This is a genomic window from Thermoleptolyngbya sp. C42_A2020_037, from assembly GCF_015272455.1.
In the GTDB taxonomy this organism is placed as follows: Bacteria; Cyanobacteriota; Cyanobacteriia; order Elainellales; family Elainellaceae; genus Thermoleptolyngbya.
In genome coordinates this window covers 57,640-83,679 of record NZ_JACYLP010000041.1, presented here as the reverse complement: position 1 = coordinate 83,679, position 26,040 = coordinate 57,640, and the positions used below count along the sequence as shown (strand labels likewise).

22 protein-coding genes, 1 tRNA gene and 1 pseudogene are annotated in these 26,040 nt (G+C 58.1%); 10 read left to right on the top strand and 14 right to left on the bottom strand.

Annotated elements, in window-relative coordinates:
- Window positions 1-47 precede the first annotated feature (47 nt).
- Both IGS16_RS13515 and IGS16_RS13510 read left to right on the top strand, forming a co-directional pair.
- Window positions 48-539: a DUF427 domain-containing protein gene (locus IGS16_RS13515; protein ID WP_297086234.1), complete on the top strand. Its 492-nt coding sequence runs from the start codon at window positions 48-50 to the stop codon at window positions 537-539.
- A gap of 166 nt (window positions 540-705) precedes the next feature.
- On the top strand, window positions 706-2,343 hold the full coding sequence (locus tag IGS16_RS13510; RefSeq protein ID WP_297086214.1) for a family 10 glycosylhydrolase: 1,638 nt from the start codon (window positions 706-708) through the stop codon (window positions 2,341-2,343).
- A gap of 21 nt (window positions 2,344-2,364) precedes the next feature.
- On the opposite strand, the gene IGS16_RS13505 is transcribed toward IGS16_RS13510, so the two are convergent.
- Window positions 2,365-2,892 carry a MogA/MoaB family molybdenum cofactor biosynthesis protein gene (locus tag IGS16_RS13505; RefSeq protein ID WP_297086213.1) on the bottom strand — a complete coding sequence of 176 codons (528 nt, stop codon included), beginning with the start codon at window positions 2,890-2,892 and terminating at the stop codon, window positions 2,365-2,367.
- A gap of 34 nt (window positions 2,893-2,926) precedes the next feature.
- Window positions 2,927-3,262: a photosystem II reaction center protein Psb28 gene (gene psb28 / locus IGS16_RS13500; protein ID WP_297086211.1), complete on the bottom strand. Its 336-nt coding sequence runs from the start codon at window positions 3,260-3,262 to the stop codon at window positions 2,927-2,929.
- A gap of 1,361 nt (window positions 3,263-4,623) precedes the next feature.
- On the opposite strand from psb28, the gene IGS16_RS13495 reads away from it, so the two are divergent.
- Both IGS16_RS13495 and IGS16_RS13490 read left to right on the top strand, forming a co-directional pair.
- A complete protein-coding gene (locus IGS16_RS13495; protein WP_297086209.1) occupies window positions 4,624-5,469 on the top strand; it encodes a Uma2 family endonuclease in 846 nt (281 codons plus the stop codon).
- Window positions 5,470-5,596: 127 nt separating this feature from the next.
- Window positions 5,597-7,081, top strand: a complete 1,485-nt coding sequence (locus tag IGS16_RS13490; protein WP_297086232.1) for a glycosyl hydrolase family 57 — start codon at window positions 5,597-5,599, stop codon at window positions 7,079-7,081.
- A gap of 93 nt (window positions 7,082-7,174) precedes the next feature.
- On the opposite strand, the gene IGS16_RS13485 is transcribed toward IGS16_RS13490, so the two are convergent.
- From IGS16_RS13485 to IGS16_RS13445, 9 genes are all read right to left on the bottom strand, one after another.
- Complete coding sequence (locus IGS16_RS13485; RefSeq protein ID WP_297086207.1) at window positions 7,175-7,702, bottom strand: hypothetical protein; 528 nt, start codon at window positions 7,700-7,702, stop codon at window positions 7,175-7,177.
- A 77-nt stretch (window positions 7,703-7,779) separates the two neighbouring features.
- On the bottom strand, window positions 7,780-9,006 hold the full coding sequence (gene lpxB, locus IGS16_RS13480) for a lipid-A-disaccharide synthase (RefSeq protein ID WP_297086205.1): 1,227 nt from the start codon (window positions 9,004-9,006) through the stop codon (window positions 7,780-7,782).
- Window positions 9,006-9,830, bottom strand: coding sequence for an acyl-ACP--UDP-N-acetylglucosamine O-acyltransferase (gene lpxA / locus IGS16_RS13475; RefSeq protein ID WP_297086203.1), 825 nt, complete (start codon window positions 9,828-9,830; stop codon window positions 9,006-9,008). Before lpxA ends, lpxB begins: the two co-directional genes overlap by 1 nt.
- A gap of 3 nt (window positions 9,831-9,833) precedes the next feature.
- Window positions 9,834-10,352, bottom strand: coding sequence for a 3-hydroxyacyl-ACP dehydratase FabZ (fabZ, locus tag IGS16_RS13470; RefSeq protein ID WP_068507388.1), 519 nt, complete (start codon window positions 10,350-10,352; stop codon window positions 9,834-9,836).
- Window positions 10,353-10,492: 140 nt separating this feature from the next.
- A complete protein-coding gene (lpxC, locus tag IGS16_RS13465) occupies window positions 10,493-11,413 on the bottom strand; it encodes a UDP-3-O-acyl-N-acetylglucosamine deacetylase (protein ID WP_297086200.1) in 921 nt (306 codons plus the stop codon).
- A 53-nt stretch (window positions 11,414-11,466) separates the two neighbouring features.
- Window positions 11,467-13,812 (bottom strand): BamA/TamA family outer membrane protein, encoded by a 2,346-nt coding sequence (locus IGS16_RS13460; RefSeq protein ID WP_297086198.1) that lies wholly within the window; start codon window positions 13,810-13,812, stop codon window positions 11,467-11,469.
- 224 nt (window positions 13,813-14,036) lie between these two features.
- On the bottom strand, window positions 14,037-14,825 hold the full coding sequence (gene purC / locus IGS16_RS13455; protein WP_297086196.1) for a phosphoribosylaminoimidazolesuccinocarboxamide synthase: 789 nt from the start codon (window positions 14,823-14,825) through the stop codon (window positions 14,037-14,039).
- A gap of 65 nt (window positions 14,826-14,890) precedes the next feature.
- On the bottom strand, window positions 14,891-16,531 hold the full coding sequence (locus IGS16_RS13450) for a DUF2079 domain-containing protein (RefSeq protein WP_297086194.1): 1,641 nt from the start codon (window positions 16,529-16,531) through the stop codon (window positions 14,891-14,893).
- A gap of 83 nt (window positions 16,532-16,614) precedes the next feature.
- Complete coding sequence (locus IGS16_RS13445) at window positions 16,615-17,919, bottom strand: AAA family ATPase (protein ID WP_297086193.1); 1,305 nt, start codon at window positions 17,917-17,919, stop codon at window positions 16,615-16,617.
- A gap of 254 nt (window positions 17,920-18,173) precedes the next feature.
- Between IGS16_RS13445 and IGS16_RS13440 the strand changes: the two genes are divergently transcribed.
- Window positions 18,174-18,737, top strand: coding sequence for a Uma2 family endonuclease (locus tag IGS16_RS13440; RefSeq protein WP_297086191.1), 564 nt, complete (start codon window positions 18,174-18,176; stop codon window positions 18,735-18,737).
- Window positions 18,738-18,741: 4 nt separating this feature from the next.
- Here IGS16_RS13440 and IGS16_RS13435 read toward each other — a convergent pair whose 3' ends face one another.
- Window positions 18,742-19,839 (bottom strand): formylglycine-generating enzyme family protein, encoded by a 1,098-nt coding sequence (locus IGS16_RS13435; protein WP_297086189.1) that lies wholly within the window; start codon window positions 19,837-19,839, stop codon window positions 18,742-18,744.
- Between the two features lie 388 nt (window positions 19,840-20,227).
- On the opposite strand from IGS16_RS13435, the gene IGS16_RS13430 reads away from it, so the two are divergent.
- Together IGS16_RS13430 and IGS16_RS13425 are read left to right on the top strand one after the other, a co-directional pair.
- Window positions 20,228-21,157 (top strand): glycine betaine ABC transporter substrate-binding protein, encoded by a 930-nt coding sequence (locus tag IGS16_RS13430; RefSeq protein WP_297086188.1) that lies wholly within the window; start codon window positions 20,228-20,230, stop codon window positions 21,155-21,157.
- A 10-nt stretch (window positions 21,158-21,167) separates the two neighbouring features.
- Entirely contained in the window at window positions 21,168-22,142 is a 975-nt protein-coding gene (locus IGS16_RS13425) for an ABC transporter ATP-binding protein (RefSeq protein WP_297086186.1), read from the top strand.
- Window positions 22,143-22,156: 14 nt separating this feature from the next.
- Here IGS16_RS13425 and IGS16_RS13420 read toward each other — a convergent pair whose 3' ends face one another.
- Together IGS16_RS13420 and IGS16_RS13415 are read right to left on the bottom strand one after the other, a co-directional pair.
- Window positions 22,157-23,239 (bottom strand): aromatic ring-hydroxylating dioxygenase subunit alpha, encoded by a 1,083-nt coding sequence (locus tag IGS16_RS13420; protein ID WP_297086184.1) that lies wholly within the window; start codon window positions 23,237-23,239, stop codon window positions 22,157-22,159.
- On the bottom strand, window positions 23,221-24,330 hold the full coding sequence (locus IGS16_RS13415) for a RuBisCO accumulation factor 1 (RefSeq protein ID WP_297086182.1): 1,110 nt from the start codon (window positions 24,328-24,330) through the stop codon (window positions 23,221-23,223). Before IGS16_RS13415 ends, IGS16_RS13420 begins: the two co-directional genes overlap by 19 nt.
- Window positions 24,331-24,461: 131 nt before the next feature.
- Here IGS16_RS13415 and IGS16_RS13410 point away from each other — a divergent pair.
- The 3 genes and pseudogenes from IGS16_RS13410 to IGS16_RS22355 form a co-directional block, all read left to right on the top strand.
- A tRNA-Ala gene (locus IGS16_RS13410) sits at window positions 24,462-24,534 on the top strand.
- A gap of 347 nt (window positions 24,535-24,881) precedes the next feature.
- Complete coding sequence (locus IGS16_RS13405) at window positions 24,882-25,184, top strand: hypothetical protein (protein ID WP_297086180.1); 303 nt, start codon at window positions 24,882-24,884, stop codon at window positions 25,182-25,184.
- A 385-nt stretch (window positions 25,185-25,569) separates the two neighbouring features.
- A pseudogene (locus tag IGS16_RS22355) lies at window positions 25,570-25,936 on the top strand (hypothetical protein); the annotation flags it as partial.
- Between the last annotated feature and the right edge of the window lie 104 nt (window positions 25,937-26,040).

Sequence of the window (26,040 nt, the reverse complement as noted above, 5' to 3'; positions counted from 1 at the left end):
ACTAAGGGGCAATCAGTTTGAGTAACCATTGCAAGGGGCAGAGCGACATGCGCGATCGCATTGTGCCAGGGCCGGGACAAGAGTCGGTGTGGGATTATCCCCGTCCGCCTCGGCTAGAGGCAACGTCAAAGCGGGTGCAGGTGGTGTTTAATGGGGTGGCGATCGCCGACACGCAGCGGGCGAAGCGGATCTTGGAAACGAGCCATCCGCCGGTGTACTATATCCCGCCGGAGGATATCCGCATGGAGTATCTAACGCCGACTCCGCGCTCTAGCTTTTGCGAGTGGAAGGGGCAGGCGGGCTACTATACCGTCACCGTGGGCGATCGCACGGCGGAGAACGCAGCCTGGTTTTATGCCAACCCGGTCAGCGCCTATGCCGAAATCAAGGATCACGTTGCGTTCTATCCGAGTAGAATGGACGCTTGCTATGTCGATGGTGAGCAGGTGCAGGCTCAACCGGGTGATTTCTACGGCGGCTGGATTACGCAGGAGATTGTCGGCCCGTTCAAAGGGGGGCCCGGCTCCTGGGGATGGTAATCCTAAGTCGGATTTCTGATTTGGGTGCAGACAGCAGCGCTGTTTTGAGGCGCGTTCTTTTTGGGAAGGCTTCTACTGGTCAAGACAAAGGACAACAAGGCGGAGTCCCCAGGTTGGCTCAGTTCTGGATGTTATTCCGCTGATGACGTAGAAATTAGGTTGGCTCATGACAGGTTTGCGACAGATGGGTTTGCGACAGGTGGGTTTGCGACAGGTGGGTTTGCAACAGACGGGTTCGCGACAGGTGGGTTTGCAACAGACGGGTTTGCAACAGGTGGGTTTGCAACAGATCTTGGCTGGGATTCGGTGGCGAGGCGTGTCGAAAATTTTGGCGGCGGTGCTGTTGACTGGGAGCCAGTGGGGGCTGGCGGGCAGCCGCGTGGCAGAGGCCCAAATCGAACCCTACTGCAATTTTTCTGCCGAAGACATTACCCAAAAGCAGGCTTTCCTGGTGGGGGCGTTGCAGGGCGATCGCAATGCGGGCAATCGCTACCGCAATCTGATCGAGCAGCATGGCGATCGCCTGCGTCGCTGTCGGCGCGAAAGCTGGCTGAAAAACCAGGCGGTGTGGCTGCGGCTCTATCCCTGCGATGCGCGACCCGGAGCGATTGAGTATCTCATGGATCAGATTGTGAACCGGGGCTATAACCAGGTTTATGTGGAAGTCTTTGGCGGCGGGCAGGTGCTATTGCCCCGTGCGGAGAATAATACGCCCTGGCCGTCGGTCGTTCGCACGCCGGGGTTTGAAAATCGAGATTTGCTGGCAGAGGCGATCGCCAAGGGGCGCGAGCGGGGGCTAAAGGTCTATGCCTGGATGTTTAGCATGAATTTTGGTCATACCTACGCCCAGCGCCCCGGTGCAGAGCAAATTCTGGCCCGCAACGGACGCGGGCAAAACAGCATGACCTTCAACGGCGCAACGGGGATTAACAGTCTTGGCGAGGTGGTATCGGAAGAGGTGTTCATCGACCCCTACAACCCCCAGGCTAAGCTGGAGTTTTATAACCTGGCGCAGGCGATCGCCCGTCGTCGCCCAGATGGCATGTTGTTCGATTACATTCGCTATCCCAAGGGCAACGGCAATGCGTCCGTCGCGGGGCGGGTGCAAGATTTGTGGGTCTACAGCCCCGCTTCGCAGCAGGCGTTGTTGCAGCGGGCGCTGAATCCCAGCGGGCAAGACCTGATTCGTCGCTTTTTGCAGCGGGGCTACGTCACGGCGCAGGATATCCAGGACATTGCCACCGCCTACCCGCTGGATGGACAGCCGCTCTGGCAGGGGCGATCGCCCGATCCGCTCTACGCTTCCCTCACGCCCGATCAGGCCCGGCCCTCCCTGCAAACAGAACTCTGGCAGCTCAGCGTAGCCCATGCCTTCCAGGGTGTCCTTGACTTCCTCACCGCAGGCACTACACCTGCCCAGCAGGCCGGCATTCCTGCGGGTGTGGTGTTCTTCCCGGAGGGCAACCAAACCGTGGGCGCGGGCGGCTACGACTCACGCTTGCAGTTTTGGGATCGCTTCCCAAGCAATTTGGAATGGCATCCCATGTCCTATGCCACCTGCGGCCGGGCCGACTGCATTGTGCGGCAGGTGCAGCGCGTGCTGGCGGGCGCACCCGCAGGGACGCGAGTGATGCCCGTGCTAGCGGGCACTTGGGGGCGCTCGGTCAGCAACCGCCCACCGCTCGAAACTCAGATGCAGGCTATCCGCCAGTCTGCGCCCCAGATCGACGCCATCAGCCACTTCGCGCTGTCCTGGCAAGATCCAGAGGGCGATCGCACGCGCAAGTCTTGCCGATTACCTTAAGATGCCCTGAGTAGGATTACCTTAGCCAGAGAGATTTCTAGTTCCCTGCACCTGTTGGGTCAAATGCACCAACTCCGGCAGGATTAGCGCGTCCATTGCAAGTCGAACGGCATTGCTGGAGCCAGGGAGAGAGAAAATCAGCGTGGTGCCGCGCAGTCCAGCGGTGGCGCGAGAGGCGATCGCCCGCGAGCCAATTTCTTGATAGCTCAGCCAGCGAAAGACCTCGCCAAAGCCGGGGAGCGTTTTATCCAGTAAGCTTTCAATCGCATCATAGGTCGTATCACGAGGAGCAATGCCCGTGCCGCCGTTGAGGAGGATGGCAGAAATATCGGGGCGATCGCACAGTTCCAAAACCCTGGTGCGGATTTGCTCAGGCTCATCCGGCAAGATTTCGTAAGCCAAGACGCGGTGTCCGCCAGACTGGAGGCGATCGCTCGTCAGTTGGCCGCTGCGGTCAGTTTCCGGCGTGCGCGTATCGCTCACCGTAATCACCGCGCAGCCAACTGACAACTGTTCTGTGTCTGGGTGGGGAAGCGCTGCATAATTCATAGATGCTTTAAGAGTCCCCAAAGTTCTGTAAAGCTCAGGACTTAGTGAATCCGAGTCCATGCTCCTCAGCGTAACGCTCCATGAACCGCATAAATCGGTTCCACTCGTCTACGCTCTTAATCACGTAGACTGCTTCGAGGGCTGCTGGCTGACCGTTGATGAACTTGGCCTTGACCTCACGGGTCACTAACTCGCCTTCTTCGTCGAGCAGGTACATTCCCGTAATATCCTCGGTGCTCTCCATGCTCAAGGCCTTAGGGTTCTCAAAATAGAATGTCGCCGTCCCGTTGGTACCGTCTTTTGAACGGGTCATCCGCACATCGGGAACGACCTCTTCTGTGATACCCCTAGAAAACTGGATTTCAGCCATAACCTCTCCCTTACAAACTGTTACCGTCGGCTTAATATCCCATCTTCTCACGGTAACAGCCTACTAAAGCAGCCACACCCACAATCGCGTGCATCTGTACTTCAGTCAAGGGGGCTACCCAATCAGTAGCCCGATCAATAGCCTGTCTGATTCCAGTCTTTGCACAAGACCGTGAATTTGATTGAGATTGCTAAACCCACTCAAGAACCTAGACAAGGAGTCTGAACGTATGATGCAGCTTTCTAAGCACAACCCAGAAACCCCATCTCGCGCAATTGCTGACCCTTCTGATGTCAATTCTGTCCCTACTTCGAGGTGGATTGCCGACCACAGTACTACCGCATGGGTGTATCGGTTTCTCTCCGCCCAATCGCCCATTTCCCGAGAAGACATCGGCAGAGTCGTCTATTTTAGCTTCGTTACAGAGTTATTTGAGACTCTCGTCTGCGAAAAGACCATTTCCCTAAGCAAACTCGAAGGAGTCGTACAGCAGTTCCAACCACACGGGGGACGGCGGTCGATAGACTATCACAATTGCCTTGCAGCCTACCGAAAGCATTATCTCAATAGTGATGGGGTCACAAGCTGGCGATTTCGGGAAGTTTATTTCCACAGCCATGAAGAAGCCTTATTTGTGAGAAGCGTACTGGAAGATCAAGGAACCCAACCCACAACTCGCATTCTCGCTGCTCTGCTGCTCCTAACCTGCCGCTATCGAAGCTGTCTGTTTCGTGGAAACACCAGTTGGAGCGTGTTGCCAAGTCGAGTCCCTATCCTCACGTCAGCGAGTACCCTGTTGATGCAATTTCTAGATTGCTGGCAAGACGGTTTTTGGAAGGGTAACCAGACCTATATGTGAGAGATGCAGGATGTGACAGTAGGGGTTAGTGACAGCAGGGGTTAGAAGGATTTGGAGTTAGCCCTACAGGGCTGACAAATGAACGGCTGACAGAACTTTTTGTGTCGCCTCAACATTCTTACCTGCTGCTGTAGACGCGAAGGGAACTGTCAACAAGGGCCTCCTGTAGAGGGGGGAGCCTGAAGAGGCCGACGATCTACGAAAGGGCGATTGTCGGCCCTTTTGCTGATTCTGGTTTCAGTAGGGGCACAAGGCTACCATCAAACCAGTCTGACCGATACACTTGAAACATCCGTTAGAACATCGGTACGTTCGAGATGAGAAATCTGCACTAGTGCTACGTCATAGCTAGAGCTTAGGTTGGTAGTCAGCGCTTTAGCGCTGAAGCGCTGACTACGAGCCAAGGCATCACCCTAAAACTAAACCATGACACTGCACTAGTCTCTGTGCTTATCAAGTTTGCCCCTCAAGTTTGCACCCATTAGTGTTCTGGAGCAAGGCTATGGCGATCGCCCCTTCCCAACCCGCCCTATCGCTTCCCGACCATACGCAACTGCCCGAAACCGACGGCACCTTTGTGAAGAACTTTCAGGAGCATCCCCAAAGCCTGCTGCTCACCGATTCCATCCGTCCTGTTCTAGACGCGCTGCATCCTGACGGGCAATACGCCATCGGGCAAGACTGCGGCATCTACTGGCGGCTGACTGACCCTCCGGAGCGCGGAGCCGAAGCCCCCGACTGGTTCTATGTGCCCAACGTGCCGCCCCTGCTAGACGGACAGCGGCGGCGCTCATACGTCCTCTGGCAAGAAATCATTGCGCCGCTGATCGTCATTGAGTTCGTCTCTGGTGACGGATCTGAGGAGCGTGACACCACCTCGCCCCTAGCCAGCCCAGAGTCCAAAGCGGGAAAATTTTGGGTCTATGAACAGGCGATTCGCGTCCCCTTCTACGCCATCTACGAAGTAGACAAAGCCTCGGTCGAGGTCTACGAGCTAGTCGGAAACCACTATCAGCGCTACACGCCCAACGAGCGCGGACATTTTCCAATTGACCCCATCGGCGTGGAACTAGGCATCTGGCAGGGGCAATACCTGAATCAAGATTTGCCCTGGCTGCGCTGGTGGGATTGTGAAGGCAATTTGCTGCTGAACGGCGACGAGCGGGCAGAACAAGCACGGCAGCGGGCAGAGCAAGAACGGCAGCGGGCAGAGCAAGAGCGGCAGCGGGCAGAACAAGAGCGGCAGCGGGCAGAACAAGAACGGCAGCGGGCAGAGCAGGAAAAGGAGAGGGGCGATCGCCTCGCGGCCAAACTGCGCGAGCTAGGCATCAACCCAGAAGACCTGTAAGCGCTAAGGGGCTTTAGCAACTCAGGTTCTTGAAGCCAGATTCCTTAAAATAAGCCGAGAGACTCAGCAGAAGCCAGCCACTAGAACTATCTTAAGAGCAGTCTTAACTCAAGGAACTGCGCTCATGATGACTGCTGTTGCTGATTTGCCAGCCCTTTCTCCCACGCACCACGAACTGCCCAACATCTGCGGCTGGGAAGCGGAAATTAGCGCCGTGGTCAACCACAGCGACCCTGTGTTTTTGCCCCACACCGCCCTGCGACTGGAAAGTATAACCAACGGGTTTGCCTGTGCCCTGCATATGCATCAGCCCACCATTCCCGCAGGTTGGGATGGGGCGCTGATCAGCAATTTGCAGTATATGTTCGAGCATCCGGGCGAGGGCGACAACCACAACGCAGGCGTGTTTGCCTGGTGCTATGGACGCATGGGCGACTTTATCCCCGAACTGGTGGGCAACGGCTGTCAGCCGCGCATCATGCTGGATTATTCCGGCAACCTGCTCTGGGGGCTGGTGCAGATGGGCCGGGAAGACGTGCTGGGCAACCTGCGGCGCATCACCTGCGACCCGCACTATCACCCCTACGTGGAATGGCTGGGCACGATGTGGAGCCATGCGGTGGTGCCTTCCACGCCGATTCCCGACCTGAAGCTGCATATCCAGGCGTGGCAGCAGTATTTCGCGGCGCTATTTGGCTATGAGGCGCTGCGGCGGGTGAAGGGCTTTTCGCCGCCAGAGATGCACCTGCCCAACCATCCCGACACGCTGTATGAATACCTGAAGGCACTGAAGGAATGCGGCTATCGCTGGCTGCTGGTGCAGGAGCATTCGGTGGAGCGGCTAGACGGGTCGAGCCTGACGCAAGACCAGAAGTATATTCCCAATACGCTGGTGGCGCGAAATTCTCACGGCGAAACGGTGCGGATGACGGTACTAATCAAAACCCAGGGGTCGGACACGAAGCTGGTGGCGCAGATGCAGCCCTATCACGAAGCGAAGGGGCGCGGGCGGCAGGAAATCGGTGGCGTGTCGGTGCCTTGCTGCGTAACGCAGATCGCCGATGGAGAAAATGGCGGCGTGATGATGAATGAGTTTCCGCGCGATTTTCACCCGGTGTGGTACCAGATTCGAGATGGGCATAGCAGCGGCACGGTCGGGCTGAACGGCACGGAATACCTTGAGCTAATCGAGGCGGCGGGCGTGAACCCGGCGGACTATCCTGAAATTCAGGCGGTGCAGCAGCACAAGATTTGGCAGCGGGTCGATCCGCAGGATGCCAGTCCTGAACAGGTGCAGGCGGCGATCGCCCAGATCCAGTCCACCGATCCTCAATTCCACATGGACGGCGCTTCCTGGACGAACGACCTGAGCTGGGTGGCAGGCTACGAAAACGTGCTGGAGCCGATGAACCAACTCAGCGCCGCCTTCCACCGAAAGTATGACCCGCTGGTGCAGCAAGACCCCGGCATCACGCGCCAGCCTGACTATCAGCAAGCACTGCTTTATAACCTCTTGCTGCAAACCAGTTGCTTTCGCTATTGGGGCCAGGGCACCTGGACAGATTATGCGCGGGAGATTTTTCGGCGAGGGCAGGAAGTGTTGGCAGGGTGAGGATTGGAGATTTTAGATTGCCGATTTTGGGCCGGTTTGGGGTAGCAATGCGGGCGATCGCCCCAAAATCCAAAATCTAAAATCCAAAATCCCCTAAACGCCCTCCAGCGCCGCCTGGATCACCGCCCGCTGCTCGTCGTCGTAGCGCCAGCGGTTCAGAAATTCAGCGTAGGGGCCATCACCTGTTTTGGCACTGTCGCGGAGTTGCTGCGCTTTTTCAGTCACTTGTGGTAAGCCGACCCGTTGGATCAGATCTAGCGTGCGGCGGCTGACCCGCTCGGAACCCTGTGCCATGTCTTCGACTTGGTTGCGGCGGTGGGCGATCGCCATTGCGGAAGACATGGCCACGTTTTTCACCAGCAGTTCCGCGACGGTTCCGGGGGACGATTGCAGCGCTTTTACCACGGCTTCTGACGGCGTATCTGCCAAGGCGCTGTCGCTGGTGAGATAGGTGACGAAAAAGCCCCGCGCCCCATTTTCGCTGGACACCAAAGCGGCGATCGCCTGTTCCTCTGCCTCAGCCGACAGCGTGCCTGCCGCCATCTGTGACATTAGGTCTTGCGTCAGGGCGATCGCCTGCTCAAAGGACAGATCTGGGGGAAGGGTGAGGGGGTTGGTCATGGCGGCCTCCAACTCGGTTTCCCCAGGATCATATAGCAGGGAACCGGGATCAGGTTATGCCAGCCGCTCGCCCTTTTCTACGCCATTACCCGTCCCATCTCTCGATGCGCCAACAGATCTAGCACCTCCCCCGCAGCGCGATCGCACACGCCGCCAGCCCCTAGCACTTGGCGCAATCGGGTATAGTCTTGCTGGGTCTGGTGGCGGCGGGCTGGGTCAATCAGCAGCGCCAGCCCTTCGCGGGCGATATTGTCGGGAGTTGCCGCTTCTTGCAGCAGTTCCGGCACGATCGGCTCCATCATTACCAGGTTGGGTGGCGACATGAAGGGAATCGAAAACTTTAGGAAGCGGCGGGCGATCCACGCGGTCACGCGGCTGACGCGGTAGATGACCACCTGGGGCACGCCTGCCAGCGCAATTTCCAGGTTGGCCGTGCCAGATTTGGTCAGCGCCAAGTCGGCAGCAGCAATCACGGTCTGGGTCTGCTCGGTCACAATCGTCGCCCGCAGCCCGTAGCGCCGGATCGCCTGCTCAACAGGGGTCTGAAACTGCGACAGCGAAAGCGGAATCCAGAGGTGCGCCTGGGGCAGGGCAGCTTGAATTTGCTGCGCCGCCTGACACAGCACGGGCAGCAGGTGTTTGACTTCCTGGCGGCGAGAGGCAGGCAAAAGGGCGATCGCCACTTCATCTTCGGCAATGCCCAACTGCTGACGGGCTGCGGCGCGGCTAGGAAAGGTGGCCACGCGATCCACCAGGGGATGCCCAACGTAGGTCGCGTTTGCGCCCCATTTTTCGTAATAGCGGGCTTCTTCGGGAAAAATGGCCAGGAGGCGATCGCTCAGGCTAATCACCTGCCGCGTCTTAGCCGGACTCAGCGACCACACCCACTCCTGCGGCGCGATGTAGTAAATCAGCGGCACCTGGGGAAAGTGGCGACGCATATAGGTGCCGATGCGCGAGTTTGGCCCAAAGTAGTCAATCATGACGACCAGATCGGGCGGATGCTGCTGTAATTGCTGCTGCACTCGCCGCTGGAGCATCAGCGTCGGCAGCACAAAGGGCAGTGCCTCGACAATGCCGACAGAACCGATGGCGGTCGTATTGCCCAGCAGGGTTGCCCCGGCCGCCGCCATGCGATCGCCCCCCAGCGCCAAAATCTCCAGCGCCAGACCGCGTTTCTCAGCCTGCCGCCGCAGCGCCTCCACCAGCAGCGCCCCCTGCAAGTCGCCCGACACCTCGCCCGTGCTAATCAAAATCCGAGCCGACCGGGCCGCAGGCGAGTGGGCTGGCTCAACCGTGTCCATCAATCTGCGCCTCGGCTGCGACCACTCCCCGGAATCAGCCCCCGGCGGCTTGGCAATTGCGACAGTTGCAAAAATTGTCGTAGATGCTGCAAGGGTTCGCAGTCGGGCAGCAGGTCGATCTGCTCGATTGCCTGATTCAGCGGCAGCCCAGAGCGATAGAGGGTGCGAAAGGCTTTTTTGAGTGCTTGATAGGTGCGTCCTTGGTCGGCATCCATCAGCCCAGAGCGGCGCAGACCCACCAGATTGAGCGATCGCACTCTGGCCGGGTTGCCCTCCACCAGCATGTAGGGCGGCACGTCGCGGTTAATTCGGCTCATGCCGCCGACCATCGCCAGTCGCCCCACCCGCACAAACTGGTGAATGCCCAGCACGCCGCTAATCGTCGCCCGCGCCTCGATGTGCACATGCCCAGCCAGCGCGGTGCTGTTGGCAATGACCACACGATCTTCGATGACGCAGTTGTGCCCAACATGCACGTAGGCCATCAGCAGGTTGCCATTGCCAATCACCGTCGCCTCGCCCGTGTAGGTAGCGCGGTTAATGGTCACGTATTCTCGAATCAGGTTGTCGTCGCCAATTTTGACCTGGGTGATCGCGCCGTCGTATTTCAAATCCTGCGGGGGCAAGCCGATGGCAGCACCCGGAAAGATCTGGTTGCGGGCTCCGATTTCTGTCCAGCCATCCAGCACCACATGGGCCCCAATCACCGTCCCTGGGCCCACCTTCACCCGATTGCCAATGACTGCATAGGCCCCAACCTGAACCGTCGGATGCAGCTCAGCGTCGGGGTGGATAACAGCCGTAGGGTGAATCAGGGTAGTCAAGGATCAGTCCACCAGTGAAAACATCAATTCGCCTTCGGCAGCCAGTTGCCCGTCTACCTCTGCGCGTCCATACATTTTGCCAAAGCGGCGTTTTTTGACCCAGAGCAGTTCGACGGTCATGATGATCTGGTCACCCGGCACCACCGGACGGCGAAACCGCACTTTGTCGATGCCTGCAAACATAAACAGACCGTCTTGCACGTCGGCCATCTGCGTCAGCACTACGCCCCCAACTTGGGCCATGGCCTCTACGATCAATACCCCTGGCATGATGGGGCGACCCGGAAAATGACCCTGAAAGTGGGGTTCATTGAACGTAACATTTTTGATGCCCACGGCCCGCTTTTCGGGAACGAATTCAATGATTCGATCGACCAAAGAGAACGGATACCGATGCGGCAGCAGCTTGTGAATTTCCTCAACCGAAAGCACGGTCGGCGGTGCAGTGGGGGTCACCGGAGCCGCTTCTGGCTCGGTCTGAACAGGGGACACGGTAGTATGAAGGTCGGTCAAAATGGTCATGGGCTGACAGAGGGGAATAATGGAATCAAAGGTTTGAAAGGTGGCTAGAGACTGGGCAGCAGGAACCAGACAAGAGCGGTAATAGGGCTGCGGAAACCGAGGGTGGGAGATTGGGCAGCAACGGCGCTGACAGAATGACGCTAGGGCGCAAACGGGGACAGTCGGAGGCGGCGAGCCATGTCAGTATGCAGTTGGTGGCTTGCTTTGTAGGCGACTAGGTGCGCCAGGGGCATCCAGCCGAGCAGACTGATATCTCCTACTAAGTCTAAAAGTTTATGACGCACTGGTTCATTTGAAAATCTCAGGGGTGGGTTTAGCCATCCGTCGGGGCCGCATACCAGGGCATTGTCCAGGCTGCCGCCGCGAATCAGGCCGAGCGATCGCAGTTGGTCGATCTGGTGCGCTAGTCCAAAGGTGCGAGCGGGGGCGATCGCCGTTTCAAAGGGTTCTGTGCTAGGCGACCAGCTTATCCACTGGTTGCCGATGGCGGGCAGGTCAAAGTCGATGCCGTAGCTAAAGCGCAGTTCTGGGGCGGGGATCGCGGCTACAAACGCATCGTCATGGCGCACCCAGACGGGTTCTGGCAGGGGAACCAGGGCGCGGGGTACGGGCTGAGCGGTGATTCCGGCAGCGGCGATCGCCCTGGCCCAGTCCTGAGCGGAACCATCCAGCAGGGGTACTTCGGGTCCGTCGATTTCGATGCGGGCGTTGTCGATGCCCATGCCCACCAGTGCCGCCAGCAGGTGTTCCACAGTGCGGACGCTGGCACGACCATCATCGGTTTCCACCGCCAGCTCGGTCGAAAGTCGCGTCTCGCGCACCTGATCAATGTGAGCCGGAATGGCAGGCTGCCCCGGCAAATCCACCCGCACAAAGTAGCGCCCATCTCCGGGCTGGGCAGGCAAAATCCTGACTTGGGTGAGTTCGCCTAGGTGCAGCCCCACGCCCGACTGCGCCAGTGGGCGGGTCAGGGTATGCTGCTGATCCCTCAGCAGACCGGGAGCAGAGGCTTCGCTGCGATTGGCAGATGGCGGACTGGAGGAAGAGAGGACTTGTTCCATTGCGATCGCCCAGATGGCGGTATCAAAACCTGACGAGTCTTGTAAGGCTACTTTTAGAATCGTTCCCCAATGCCAAAGTGAATCCGACTGTCGCCTTCATCATTAAAGCCCAGGTCTACCCGGATTGCGCCAATCGGCGACTGCACCCGAATTCCCAGCCCAAAGCCAATCCCGGTTCCTGGCTTGTCGCGCACCACAGCGGGCTGTCCTGGCACGTCGCTGCCAGTTCCCAAGTCGCTGCCCACATCTACAAACAGCACGCCGCCAACAATTGAAAAGATGGGGAAGCGGTATTCCACCGTACCCAGCACAAAGGCACGACCGCTGCCCACATCGCCCGCCTCATAGCCGCGCACCGAGTCTGTGCCGCCCAGCGAGAAGGCTTCGTAGGGCGGCAGATCACCCAGCACCACGCCGCCCTGCACGTTAAAGGCGAGCGTTTCGGGCCCTTCTGTGAAGTCGGTGATGTCTACGGGGAAGTAGCGGCTATAGCTGCCCCGCAGTCGGTTGAAAAAGATATTGCCCTGACCTACAGGAATCGACTGATCTGTCGAAATCCGGAGGTTATAACCCCGCGTGGGAGCGACGGCGCTGTCGCGGCGATCCTGGCTGGCGCTGAGCTGCACCAGCAAAATGTCATCTGTGCCCGATTCGCTGAAGCTAAGCTGGTTGCCCAATTCGTCCACCGGAGCCAGATCGCCATCGGAGTCTTGCAGGCGGATGTTCTGGTATTGCAACCCAGCCGTAGCCCGCCAGCCATTCCCCAGGGGCCGACCAAAGGTGACACCACCGCCAATCCGCCGCACGCGGGGGCGATCGCCATTTTCCAGCGTCACTTCCGTCTCGCCGCCCTGAAACACCAGCGGAATCGACCGACGGCTAAAGGCGTTGACCGTATAGGAGGTGCGGTTTGGATCGCCTGCAATCCACGGGTCTGTAAAGCTAATATCAAACAGCAAATCCCGCTGACCAAACTGCACCTCTGCACCGAGTCGCTGGTTGTTGCCGCCCAGGTTTTGCTCCTGATAGCTGACCGTGCCAAACAGACCGCTAGCCGAACTCACGCCCACCCCAGCGGAGATCGAGCCGCTGCTGCGTTCCACCGCGTTGATGGTCACGTCCACCTTGCGGGGGTCGTCACCTGGGTTCAGCGTCACCTGCAAGTCGTCAAATAGCCCCAGTCGAAAGGCCCGCTGGAGGTCTTGCTGAATCTGGTTCTGGTTGAACACGTCCCCAGGCTTGGTTTCAAACTCCCGCGTAATGATGAAAGCGCGGGTGCGGCCTCGAATCGGGTTGCCGTCGTCGTCCTCGGTTTCGCCGTCTTCGGTTTGAAAGGCGACGTTGATATCCTCGATCACGCCCTCTGCCACCGAGAGCGTGACCACGCCATCCTGGCTGATGCGGGGTGCGTCGATTATCTGCGCCAGCACATAGCCGTTGTCCTGATACCAGCGGTTGATGTTGCGGATGCCCGTCTGGAGTTGGTTCAGGTTCAACACGCGACCGTACTGCGTTCCAAAGGTCTGGTCAACCACCTGCTGGGGCAGCACCTCGTTGCCCTGGATCTGCACTGCCGTTAGCACCGGGTTGGGCTGTACCACAAACGTCACTCGCACGCCCAGCGGCGTATCTTCGGGAACCGCCCGCACGTCTGAGAAGAAGCCTGTTGCGAATACCGCGTTAATGTCTCGCTGAAGCTGGGTGCGCGTTGTAGTTGCGCCAGCGCGAGTGCTAATGGCGTTAAATACCGCGTCTTCTAGCTCTGGGCTGGGGGCCCCGCTGACAACCAACTCGGACACCAGCACCCGTGGTTCTTCCTCTGGGGGAGCCGTGGGGGTGGCTTCAGCAGGGGTGGGCTGGGGTTGGGGGATAAACTGGGCCAGTTCAATCGGGTCGCCTAGGCGCGAGGTTCCTGTCTGGGGCAAGGCCAGTTTTGACAGCGTGGAGGAGGTCGTAGGGTCGGCTGTTCCCAGGCTTGTGGTTTCAACTGCTGATGGGGCTGAGGCTTCTAAGAGTTGCGGTTCAGCGGGCTTCTGGGCCAGCCGCTCCGCCAGCGCGGTCGCGTTCACTGCTGTCGAATTTGCTGAATTTGCTGAACTCGCTGAATTTGCCGAGTCTGGAGTCGCTGCGATCGCCCCTTCTGGCATCCCCAATGCGGCATCCACCTCAGCGCGGGCGATCGCCCCTGGCAGCAGGGCTGGCTTGACCAGGCTCGGCGGGGCGGCTGCATCACCCACAGCAGCAGCGGATGCATCAACTGGCTCATGGGGTGCCTGCTGAACCGGACCTTGGGACAATTGCTCGGAAAGGGGGGCAGTCTGGGCACGCGCCGCCGGAGCCGCAAGACCTGAAACGGAAGAAATGGCGATCGCCGCCAATACGACAGGAGAAAAACGCATAGGTTTTAACACGTCCACACACCACAGACAGGAAGAACTGAGCAAAACAATCGGCTAGGTCAGCCAGGAACGATTCGGATCAGCGCGACGGCATAGCCCAGTCGAGATAGCCTAGTCGAGACGCAGATCGGGATTGACGAGCCGAGTGCGATTCCCGTAGGGATCGCTTCGCGAATCGCAATTCCGAGCAAACGGAGCAATTTTACAGCATTGGCAACGCCCTTCTAGACACTTTGTGCCAGAACTCGCTGTAGCACCTGCTGGTACGCAGCCTCCACATCGCCCAAATCGCGTCGAAATCGGTCTTTATCCATCACCCTGCGGTTGGGGTCAGACTCCGCCTGGTTCCACAGACGGCACGTATCGGGACTAATCTCATCCGCCAGCAGCAGCTTGCCTGTTCCATCAACCCCAAACTCCAGTTTGAAGTCCACCAGCGTAATCCCACACTGATTGAAGAACTCAGACAGCACTTGGTTGACCCGCAGCGCCATTTCCCGGAGTTGTTGCACCTGATCGGGTGTAGCCAGCCCCATCACGCGCAGCCGATCTTCAGTCAGCAGCGGATCGCCGAGGGCATCGTTTTTAAGGTAAAACTCCACCAGCGGCGGACTGAGCGGGGTTCCCAATTCCAACCCAGTCTGTTGACAGAGACTCCCCGCTGCAATGTTCCTGACTACCACCTCTAGGGGCACAATCGATACCCGCCGCACCCGCATGGTGTTGGAGGTGGGGCAGTCGATCAGGTGAGTCGGCACGCCCTGCGCCTCTAGCAGGCGAAACAAGTGCTGCGACATGGCGCAATTTACCTCGCCTTTGCCGGAAATCGTGCCCCGCTTTTGGGCATTAAACGCGGTTGCATCGTCTTTGAAGTAGGTCAGCAAGACTTCTGGATCGTCGGTGGCGTAGAGGATTTTGGCCTTGCCCTCGTATAGTTTTTGGGCAGCAAGGTTTTCGGCGACGGGATTTTCGGCGACGGGATTTTCGGCGGCAGGCGGTTCAAAGGCATTCATGGCAGCAGGGGAAAGAGACTCCAAAAGAACATTCTATGCAAGCGATTCAAGTTCCGTCGGCTGGTTTAATCTAGCGGTTGATGAAACTGGTTCCAGGCGGCGGCAGCTTCGGGGCTGGAGGGCACGCCGCGCCGCAGCAGGGCAACGCCATCCTGAAAATCCATCAGCCCAAAGCTGCCGTCTCGGAGCCAGCCGAGGACGCGGTTGGTCATGCCAAAAAAGCTTCTGCCTTCGTCGGGAAAGGCCGCCGAAAAGCGCAGTGGATACCAAAAATCCAGCACGGCATATTCCACGCCAATCTGTTTGCGGTCGTCGTTGATCAGGCGCGTGCCCGGATAGCGCAAGACCTCGCGGCGGCTGGAGAGATGCGCCACGATGTTTCCCGTGGCGGTGACGCTGGCATCGTCGGGGATTTGCCGCAAGAGCGATCGCACGGCTTGGGCGTGTTCCCACTGGCGGGCGGGTGACGTGTAGACCCACGGCTGAATCGAGTCAGGAATGAAGACCGACAGCGCCCGATTGGGATTTGACGCGATCGTTAGCAGCAGCGCCAGCCCCAGGCAAAAGAGCCAAAACTGCCGCAAGCGTGGGCGAAACCAGTGGGGATGCTTGTGCCACCAGAGGATTGCGCCGTAGAACAAACCTGGAACCAGCGACACGGCGTAGCGCAGGTGCATCGACAGGGCAGTAGGGTCCTCTTGCAGCAGCAGCTTGAGCAGCGGAAACCCGGTCAGCAGCCACGCATCCAGCGAAATCACCGGCACAAACGCCAGCGGCAGCCATTGCGCCAGGACATAGCTGAGGGTGCGTCCCGGTGGGTTGACCACTTCTGCCAGAACCTGGTCGGGGTTGCGGATCATCGCCCACAGCACCTCTAGCGTCGAAGCCTCCTGCCCGTCGGTAAACCGTCCAAACTGCTCCACCATGAACCGCCGCGAAATGTCCGGTGCAAACAGCGGCATCACCCAATTCGTCAGCAGCAGCATATAGCCCAGGCTGAGGACGCACACCGCCACCCCCGCCCGCAAAAACCGCCGCGATGCTGCCATGTAGAAGCCCACGCCAAAGGTAATCACCCCGGCATCTTCGCGCACTACCAGCGTCAGCCCCAGCAGCAGCCAAAACAGCCACCAGCGCCGCTTTTCCATCGCCCATAGCAGGCCAAAGACAAACAGCGGAATTTGGGAGAAATCGTGGAAATTGGCCAGCGTCGGCGCGATGACCGCATTCGCGCAAAAGTAGCTGACGGCAATCAGCGCCGACACCTGGGGCGGGTGATAGTGACGGGCCAGCGCGTATAGCACTAGTCCGCCTGCTGTCATCAGCGTCACTTGCAGCAGCGACAGCCCCGCAGGGGACTGAAACAGGGCATAAATCGGCAGCCACAGCAGCAGCGCCGGGGTGAAATGCTGGGCGAGGCGGCGATAAAACACCTCCGGCAGTTGGTTGTCTAGCTGCACGGCGCTCGATTCGCTGGAGGAGAGGGAGCTTTCAAACCAGCGCCCGTGCAGGCTATTCCAAAACACCTGGTTAAAGATGCCCTGGTCGAACGACACAAACGTCGGGAAAAAGTTATAGAACCGTTGCAGCGCAAAAATGCTGCACAGCACCCAGAAGAGGGCCGCCGCGATCAGCACCGTCCCCCAGCCCCAGCCAAACTTGTGTTTTGTGCGAGGTTCTGTCCCCTCGCGTCGTTCATCGCCCATTGTGTTTACTCTCGGCTCACTCTCGGCTCACTCTCGGTTCACTTTTTGATTTGCTGCCCAGTCTCACACCTGACCTCTCGCTGCTACGGGCGCTGGAGGAGGCGATCGCCCATGCGGTTGCGGTGTTTGTCGATAGTGACGAGGCGAATGTGATCCTTCGGATGTTCTGCGAGGCAGGTTTCCAGAGCGGCGATCGCCTCCTCTGGGCTGCCATCGTAGGTTCCAAAACATTGCCATGAACCCATGCGATAGCGACGCTCATCCACGTACTCAATGCCGAGTCGCAGTCCTCCTGCCAGGATGCTGCGGATGTCCTCGGCGACCTCTGCCACGATAGGGTGCAGTGTTCTAGTTGGCACACTTTGAGACAGAACCCCACCGTTCCCGTTTGAGGACTTGGAGGGTGTAGGTTCGGCTGCACCAGGGCGATCGCCATAATACATAAAGTATTTATCGGACTTGCTGACCGAATGGCTGGCACGGTTCGCTGAGCGGGGGCGATCGCCCTTCAGCACCTCGTGATACTCAGACACTAGCCGCAGTTCACGAATTCGTTCTTGTTCCTGCACCATCTCCGTGCCAATCTCAATTAAATGTTGCAGGCTAAAGTTGGGTTTTTGAAATTCCATCGGCTTGCCGTCGCTGTGAACCACCGTCTGCGAAATCTTGTCGATGCCGACCTGGTGAATGAGCGTGCGAACCTGTTCATCATACAAGCGCGATCGCAGTGCGCCAAAAAAGTCCGTCGCCTGTTCAGCAAAGTGATCCACCAGCGCTTCCACATCTGATCGGGGAACGCCATCCGCCTCAAAAATGCCCGCCACAATGCCCAGCCGATCGTCCCGCGTCGGGTCCCAAAAGAATTTCTCCATCCGTCCATCGCGGATCAGCGGCGCATACAGCGTTGCAAAGTCATTGCCCGTCACGATAATCGGAATTCGCTGGGTCGGCTCTGCGTCATAGCTGCCCGGAAGCTGCACATTGGTCGGGTTGTCGGCAATGTTCATCAGCGTGGCATTGACCAACTGCGTGTTCACGGTATATTGCGTGCTGGCATCCACCCGCCCAATGCCCGCATCTACGTCGTTGATCATTAGCACTGCCATGCGCCCGTGGGTGCGGCTCCACTCGCCCGCCTCCCGATAGCGCAGCCGAATTAGCCGCGCCGGATCGCCCGCATCGGGGCTTTCCAACTCGCCCGCCGACATATACACCGCCCCCAGCCCCATGCGCTTAAACACCAGCTCGCACATAAAGGTTTTGCCCTCGCCTTTGCGCCCATGAATCCCCAAAATCAGCGGCACCTTGACATTGGGCAACGCCAGAAAGTTCTTGGTAATATGCACCGCGAGGCGATCGAGAAATTTTGGCGGAATGTAGTAGACCATTTTGGACGGGATGGGGTAAGACGTGACGGGAGGAGGGGAAACTCTAAACTCGCTGCTTGCTATTCATCACCCTGTCCATCATCTCATCATCGCCTCGCATCCAGAATTTTTAGGAGCCACGCATTTATTCAGTGAAGCTCTGCCAGAGCATAGCGACTCAAGGAGCGTTGCAGGGGAATCGCCTAGAATAAGACTCAACCCTCACGCTCTAATCCGCCCTTTTCAGTTCGCCCTCTGCTCTTGGAGCCTCGCTCATGGTGCAAGTTCCCACAAAACCGTTGACCCTAGAGGAATTTCTGGCGCTGCCCGAAACCAAGCCCGCCAGCGAATTCATCGATGGCAATATCATTCAAAAGCCCATGCCCCAAGGAAAGCACAGCGTTTTACAGCGCGAATTGACCTTCACGCTCACGGCTGCGTTTCGCGCCAATCCTGTAGGGCAGGCGTTTCCAGAACTGCGCTGTACCTTTGGCGGGCGCTCGATTGTGCCCGACATCGCGGTTTTCCGCGCCGATCGCATTCCCAGAGACAGCAGCGGCGAAGTGGCCAATACGTTCAACCTGCCGCCCGACTGGACGATAGAAATCCTTTCGCCCGGACAGAGCCAGTCCAGGGTGATTCGCAACATTCTGCACTGCCTCAGTCACGGCGCGGAACTGGGCTGGCTGCTCGACCCGGAAGAGGTCTGCATCTTTGTCTATGGTGCAGATCGCTCAGTGCAGCTTTTTGATGAGCCGGACAGCGTGCTGCCTGTGCCCGCGTTTGCCGAGGCAGTGCAGCTCACCGTCGGCGAAATTTTCGGCTGGCTGCAAGTGTAAATGACTAATTGCCATAAATAAATTCAAGCCGAGCAACCGTTCGGCGATGAGGCTTACCAGGCTGCTCGACTTTGTTTGATTTTTGGATAGTCCATGAACTGGATATCACAGGAGCAGATCTGGACTCTCCTTCAACACGCTCGACGAATTGCCATCCATCGACTCTGGCACAGAAGAGTGCAGGGAAAACACCGACCACCCGAAACCCGATGTTATTGTTGCGGTTGTGCGGCGTGTTACGGTTGCGATTGGCAGAGCGGCAAAAGGCCGGATAGTAGAACCAGGAACCGCCCCGCACCAGCCTGTAGCGATCGTCACCCTCAGTTATCCAAGCGCTGCCATCAGTGGGCGATCGCTCGTAGGTGGGGTGCCAGTGATCGAGACACCATTCGTAAACATTGCCGTGCATATCGCCCAAGCCAAAACTATTGACCCCAAAGCTGCCGACTTCGGTGGTTGCCTGTCGATAGACCCCGACTGTGCCGTTGCCGTGTGTGTAGGTGGCGTCGTAGTTGGCAAGGTCGGAGCGGAGGGTGTCTCCCAGGTGGAAGGGGTCGGTGGTTCCGGCGCGGCAGGCATATTCCCATTCGGCTTCGCTGGGCAGGCGGTAGGGCTTGCCCGTGTGCTGCGAGAGGCGATCGCAAAACTCGATCGCGTCGTACCAGGAGATACTTTCGACGGGGCGATCGCCGCCTTTAAAGCTAGCGTTGGCTGGGTCTGGATCAAGTTCTCGATTCACCGGGGGCAACGCCGCCACCGCCCGCCACTGCGCCTGGGTGATAGGAAACTGGCTTATCGAAAAAGGCGGCACCGTGACCTGATGCTGCTGCTCTACAATCAGCCCTGTTGTTTCTGGAAGGTTGTATTGATAGTAATCGCGCCCTTCTTCTTCTGGCGGCGACTCCATCAGAAACGCTCCGCCGGGAATTTTCACCAAGTTGAGGATCTGCTCTAGTGGCAGGGCTTCTTGATAGACCGGAATCGACTTGACCTGCGTGCTGATCTGCCCATCTCGCAGTTGCACCATCAGCATGGGCACGGGCTGTCCGCTGGGTGCGCCGATCAGCCCTAGGGCGCGGGCGGCTCCCTGGCGCAGGGTCAATTGCCAATCCGGCTCCCCTTCGCCCTTTTTGGGAGAAGGGGCTGGGGGATGAGGGCGAATTTGCAGAACTGGGATGCGCTCCGACTCGATCCACCCAGCGAAGGGAGAGGCGCTGAAATTTTTGCCCCCTTGGACGGAGTTTGCCTAGCGAAACGCCTGGATTTGGGTTGAATCCTTTATGATGAGTGAAACCTTTTTTGCTGAGCAATTTTTGGCTGCAAATCGGCCTTCAGGCTTCTGGCCTTTGGCAATTGCACAGCGTCAGCGCAATCCTTAGAACAGTTCCTCAGAACAGTTAGAGGTTTCAGAAGCTCTGATTAGGTCGGCTTTCTAACCCCTAACCCCTAACTCCTCCATCGCGCCCAACTAGACTATGCAAGGTTTCAACATGCACGTTTCCAAGTCCCTGCGCCGACTGCTGATTTTGCCCTTGGTGGCGCTGTTTTCCGCCTTTGTCGTGGTGTCCTGCGCGGGCGGCAGTGGCGGCCCCAGTGGCTCTACCTCCGGGGGGACGGTCACCGTCGGCTCCAAGGACTTCACCGAAGCATTTATCATCGGCGAGATGTATGCGCTGGTGCTGGAAAAGGCGGGGCTGACGGTGAACCGCAAGCTGAACCTGGGGGGAACGCCTGTGGCCCAAGCAGCGCTGATGAGTGGCGAAATTGACCTGTACCCCGAATACACGGGCACGGGGCTGCTAACGGTGCTAAAATTGCCTGCCCAGAGCGATCGCCAGGCCGTGTTTGAAGCCGTCTCTAAAGGCTATAAAGAGCAATTTGACCTGGTGTGGCTGGAACCGTCGCCCATGAACAACACCCAGGCGCTAGCCATGACCCGCGCCAAGTCTGAAGAACTGGGCATTAGAACCATTTCTGATATGGCTGCTAGAGCCAGCGAACTGACGATTATCGGCCCGCCAGAGTTTGAGCAGCGTGAAGACGGTCTCCCCGGCATCAAAAAAGCCTACGGCGACTTCCAGCTAAAAGGCTACAAAGCCGTTGACCCAGGTCTGCGCTACAAAGGGCTGGTGGATGGCGAAGCAGATGTCGCTGTTGCCTTTGGCACCGATGGTGAAATCGCAGCCTTTGATCTGGTGCTGCTGGAAGATGACAAAAACCTCTTCCCGCCCTACCAGGTTGCGCCTGTGGTTCGGCAAAAGGCGCTGGATGCCAATCCTCAAATTGCCGACGCGCTGAATGCCCTTGCGCCCAAGCTCACCGACGATGTGATGCAAACCCTCAACTTTGAAGTCAGCGGCAACCAGAAGGAACCCGCCGACGTGGCCCGCGAGTTTCTGACGAGCGAAGGGCTGATTTAGGGGCTACTCCATGAGCACTATCCGATTTGATAATGTGCTGCTCCGCTTTCCGAGCATGGCCCGGGCGGCGGTGGATCACGTCAGTTGTGAGGTGGAGTCGGGCAATCTGGTCGTCATCTTGGGGCCGAGCGGCTGCGGCAAGACGACCCTGCTGAAGATGGTGAATCGGCTGTATGAGCCGACAGCAGGCACCATTTATCTGGGCGACACGGACATTCGCCAACTGCCCAAGACCCGCCTCCGCCAGCAGATTGGCTATGTGATTCAGCAGTCGGGGCTGTTTCCCCACATGACCGTAGCGCAGAATATTGCTGTTGTGCCCAGGCTGCTAGGCTGGGCCAATCCCCGCATTCAGGCGCGGATCGACGAACTGCTGGATTTGGTGGCGCTGCCGCCAGGGGAATATCGCGATCGCTATCCCGCCCAACTCTCCGGCGGACAGCAGCAGCGGGTGGGGCTGGCGCGGGCGCTAGCGGGCGACCCGCAGGTGATGCTGATGGACGAACCCTTTGGAGCAATCGATGCGATTACCCGTGCTACGCTGCAAGACGAAATTTTGCGGCTGCAACGGCAGTTGAAAAAGACGATTCTGTTTGTCTCACACGATGTTGAAGAGGCACTACGGCTGGGCGATCGCATTTTGATTATGAAGGCGGGACAGATCGTGCAATACGACACGCCATTCAATATCTTGACCAAACCGGCTGACGAGTTTGTGCATAACTTGGTGGGTGCGGACGACATGGTGCGCCAGCTCAGCCTGCTGCGCGTGGCCACCGCCATGACTCACTTGCCCGACGGCTACGCCCTCAATGGACACAATGGACAACCCACCATCGCCCGCGAAGACAGCCTGCGCGATGCCCTGTCGCTGATTCTCCGCACCGGCGCACCCAAGCTCACCGTGCTAGAAGACGGTTCCCCCGTGGGCACGCTGACCCTGGAGCATATCCGCGACTCTGCCAGCGTGGGCGCGAGGGGCTAGAGGGATTTCGGAAGCTAGACCATCACCCCATACCGCACGCCCAGTTGCCGGAGCCACTTACGGTAGGCTAGCGACGTGCGATCGCCCGGCAGGTGAAACTCGATCGCAGGATTTAGCGGCAGTTGCGGCGGGTCGTGGGATTCCAGATTGTCTAGGTCTTGCTGCACGATGCGATCCTGAAAGGCAATCAGTTCTGCATTCGGAATCTCCTGTCCAAAGTTCAGCACCATTGCCATCCAGCCGACGCACTCCGTCTCGCTGACAGGCGTGACGTGATACAGCAGCGCCAGATTTTCGCCGTTGGGGCTGGGCTTGCGGAGGTGCGCCGTGAGCGGACGCTCTACGCGGTAATCATAGACCACCTCGCTGCCACTGCCTGTGCCGTAGGGGTCGGGCTGCCAGATGCGTAGATTGCGGGCCACGATGCCTGCGGGCGTGACCTGCACCTCATAGTCGGCGATTTCAGGGCGCTGGGGAGAACCCAGAATGTCAGCGTGCAGAATGGGTAGATGGGTTACGTCCAAAAAGTTCTCGATTGCCCGCGGCCCGCTGGTGTGGATGGTGTAGGGCCCGGCGATCAGCCCGCGATAGCCCGGTTCGCGCCATTCGGGAAAGTCCACAATTCCCTGCTCCGGACTCCCCAGGCAGACATAGACCAGCCCGTAGCGCTCCTGCACGGCGTAGGTTTCGGCGCAGGACTGGGGCGGCGGCGTATAGCCAGGGTGTGCCGGAACCGACACGCAGCGCCCACTGGGGTCAAACGCCAGCCCATGATAGGGACACACAAGGCGATCGCCCTCTACCCGTCCCTTCGACAACTGCACGCTGCGATGGGGACAGCGATCGCGCCACGCCTGCACCGCCCCATCTGCGCTGCGCCAGAGGACGATGCCCGTATCAAGCAAGCGCGATCGCCCCACCGTGCCAATGGGCACATCCACCGACCGAGCCACCACATACCAGTCGTTCCAAATCACCGGGTCAATCGCCGCCGCAGTTGCCTTCAGCGGATTGGCAGCCGGATTGGCCGGGCGATCGCCAGACTCTTCAAGACCGCCCTCCACGCCCAGATCGAACCCTATTCTTCCAGTTGCCACAGCTCTTTATTAAAGTCTTCGTCCAGCACGCGCTTCGGCCGCATGATCAGCACCACTCGCCCCAGGATTGGCTTGGCCGGCGGCACGTCAAACCACTGAATATCCAACTGTCCCTCTTGGTCTACCACAAAGTAGCTGAACTCGTCCCACTGGCGCTGCGCCCGGTCAAGAATCACTAATACCGGCTCCGAGTTGCCCTCCGGCGCATTGGGCAGCTGGTCGCTGTCGGTGATCAGCGCCACGGGGTCTTCGGCCGCCAAAATCACCTGCCAGCCGGGCACTGGCACCCAAGCCCCCGTGCCCGAAAATTTAACAATGCCAAAGGGTTCCTCTTCTTGCAGAATCGGCACCGCCTGGAGGTGGGCGCGAGACAGCGGCAGCCGACCCGCCACCGGAATCACCCTCGGCACCTCTGACTCCGTTTCCAGCCGATAGAACGGCAGCCGGGGAGCCTGCTGCACACGAGCCACGCCAAAATCCGTCAGCAAATGCTCGAGCTGCTGGCGGGCACTGTCGCTGCTGGCGAATTTCAACCCCTGGGCAATCAGGCGCGATCGCGCTTGCAGATCCGCCTGCTGCCGCGCCAGGTTCCAGCAAAAATAAGCCACCGCGTCGCCCGGTGCCTGGGGAAACTTCTCTGGCGGGGCCGCCAGCCGCGAATACTCCTTCATCGCCCGCACCAGATCCCGCGCCCCTTCCGAGTCCACGCCTTTTTGTACCACCAGTTCTGCAATCGCCGCGCGATCGCCCTGGCTCAGCACCCGAAACTCGTACAGCGTATCGCTACCCGTCCGCTCAAAACGGGCCCGCACCGCGTCCGACACGCCCACCTTCAGCATCGACAAATACACCTGCGCCGCTACTACAATCTGGTTTTGCTGCACGGGTTCAAACCCCGTCGCCTCAAAAATTTGCTGCGGCGAATAGCCAGCTTTTTGCAACTGCAAGCAGGCTTTGCCCCAGTCCATCCAGGTGCCCTGCTTTCGTCGCAGCGACAGGAGCAGCGCCTCTATATCTGGCTCGGCGGGGGCGCGGTCGGGGGCGGGCGACGCTGGAGACGTTTCGGAAGGTTCGGGTGGCAGGTCAATCATAGGGCGTGAGATTCTGCGCCAAAGGGCGATCGCAACAAGGCTATTCCCCATTAAACGCCAAATCTCTCACTTGAAACCCAAAGATTAGTTGACGAAGTTGCCATTCGTCAGGCATCATAGAAAACGCACAAGGGGCTATAGCGCAGTTGGTAGCGCATCTCAATGGCATTGAGAGGGTCAGCGGTTCGAATCCGCTTAGCTCCATTTTTAGAAAGTAGAATTAGAAAGTGGAAGGCTTGATGGGTGAGTGTGATTGCGCCTGGAATTTTGGACAACTTTTCCAAGATTCGCTTCCGTCAAGTTTTGTCAAGCTATCGAAGGAATATTTCGTCGATTACTGAGCCAAATTCTTCGAGGGTGAGTTGTAGAGGCGATACGTGCTACCGCACCTGCTGTCGCCACCGCTGCCCTTGCACCAGAACAGTTGTGGTGGCAGGCGTTATCCCACACGTTCGGCGCACCAACGTTCACCAGGCTCGATGGGCTTGATGCCTCCACACTGCAACAGTGGGCGGAGATCATTGACTATCAGCCAGAAAACCCTTCCCATCATGGCAGTTGGCGATTTTTCTATTCTCCAACTGCGGCAAGCCTTACAGATGGCAATGTTTGGGTTGGGAATGCGATATGAGAAATTGGGACAGTCGTTGGGCGGTGGGTTTGTCTATCGGTTAGGGCAGCATGGATTCATGCCCGATGTCCTGTTTTTCCGAGGTGAGCCGCGCAATCGGCTGTATGAGTATTACCTGGAGGGAGCATCAGAAGTTGGCGCGAGATGCAGCTACATTCCTGCGAGATCACTACTCAATCGAACACTCCGTGCGGCAAAGCCTACGCATTTTAGTGGTGGGTGATTAGTGGTGGGTGATTAGTGGTGGGTGATCTGGTTGCACCTGAACTCTTAAATTTATGGTCTGAGCTAGTGCTGGTTGTTTGGAGATTGGAGAGAACCCACTCTGAATCAGGTCGAACCCGATATACCAGCCCAGAGGCGATGCTCTTTCAGAGCGGCTACGCCAACGCACGACAATTAAGTGACTATTTAAGTGTATTAAGTGACTATCCTCGAATTCACCTGGTGAATGCTGGAAAAGATCTCACCTCTACCAAAACAGCACTGCTGAATGCAGGTTATGTCGAGCTTTGAAGAATTTTCTGTTCTGGGGTTTGCTGAATTGGGTTGGGCAATAAAGTGGGGACAGATATATAGATACAATACAAAGAGCCTGGAGTTTCAGGATGGCTCAGACTGTGAAAGAGATGCGAATCGGTCAATACCTGACGCTGAACGAGTTTTGCACCTGCACGCAAACTTACCAGAAGTATGCGGATCAGATTAACCCGTATCCAGAAAACCGGTCAGAGACAATCCCAGCTTTAGAGGCTCTGTGCCATCAAATCCTTGACCCTGTGATTGCTCACTTCGGCAGGGAGCGGTTTCAGTTAACCTACGGGTTCTGCTCAAAGGATTTGATCAAAGGATTTGAAACGGTTTCTGGCTCAGAAAGACCTGGAGACAGGCATCAAGAATGGTCGGGTTGACCCAAGCCGGGATCAGCACATGGCACATGAGAAAAATCGAAATGGCAAGTATTATTGTTCCAAGAGTTTGGATGTTCAGGCTCTCTATCTAAGATCTCTAGAACAGCTAGAACTAAAAGAGGTTTATATTTAAATTCTCCACCTTGACTACGCCGAGAACGTAGTTTA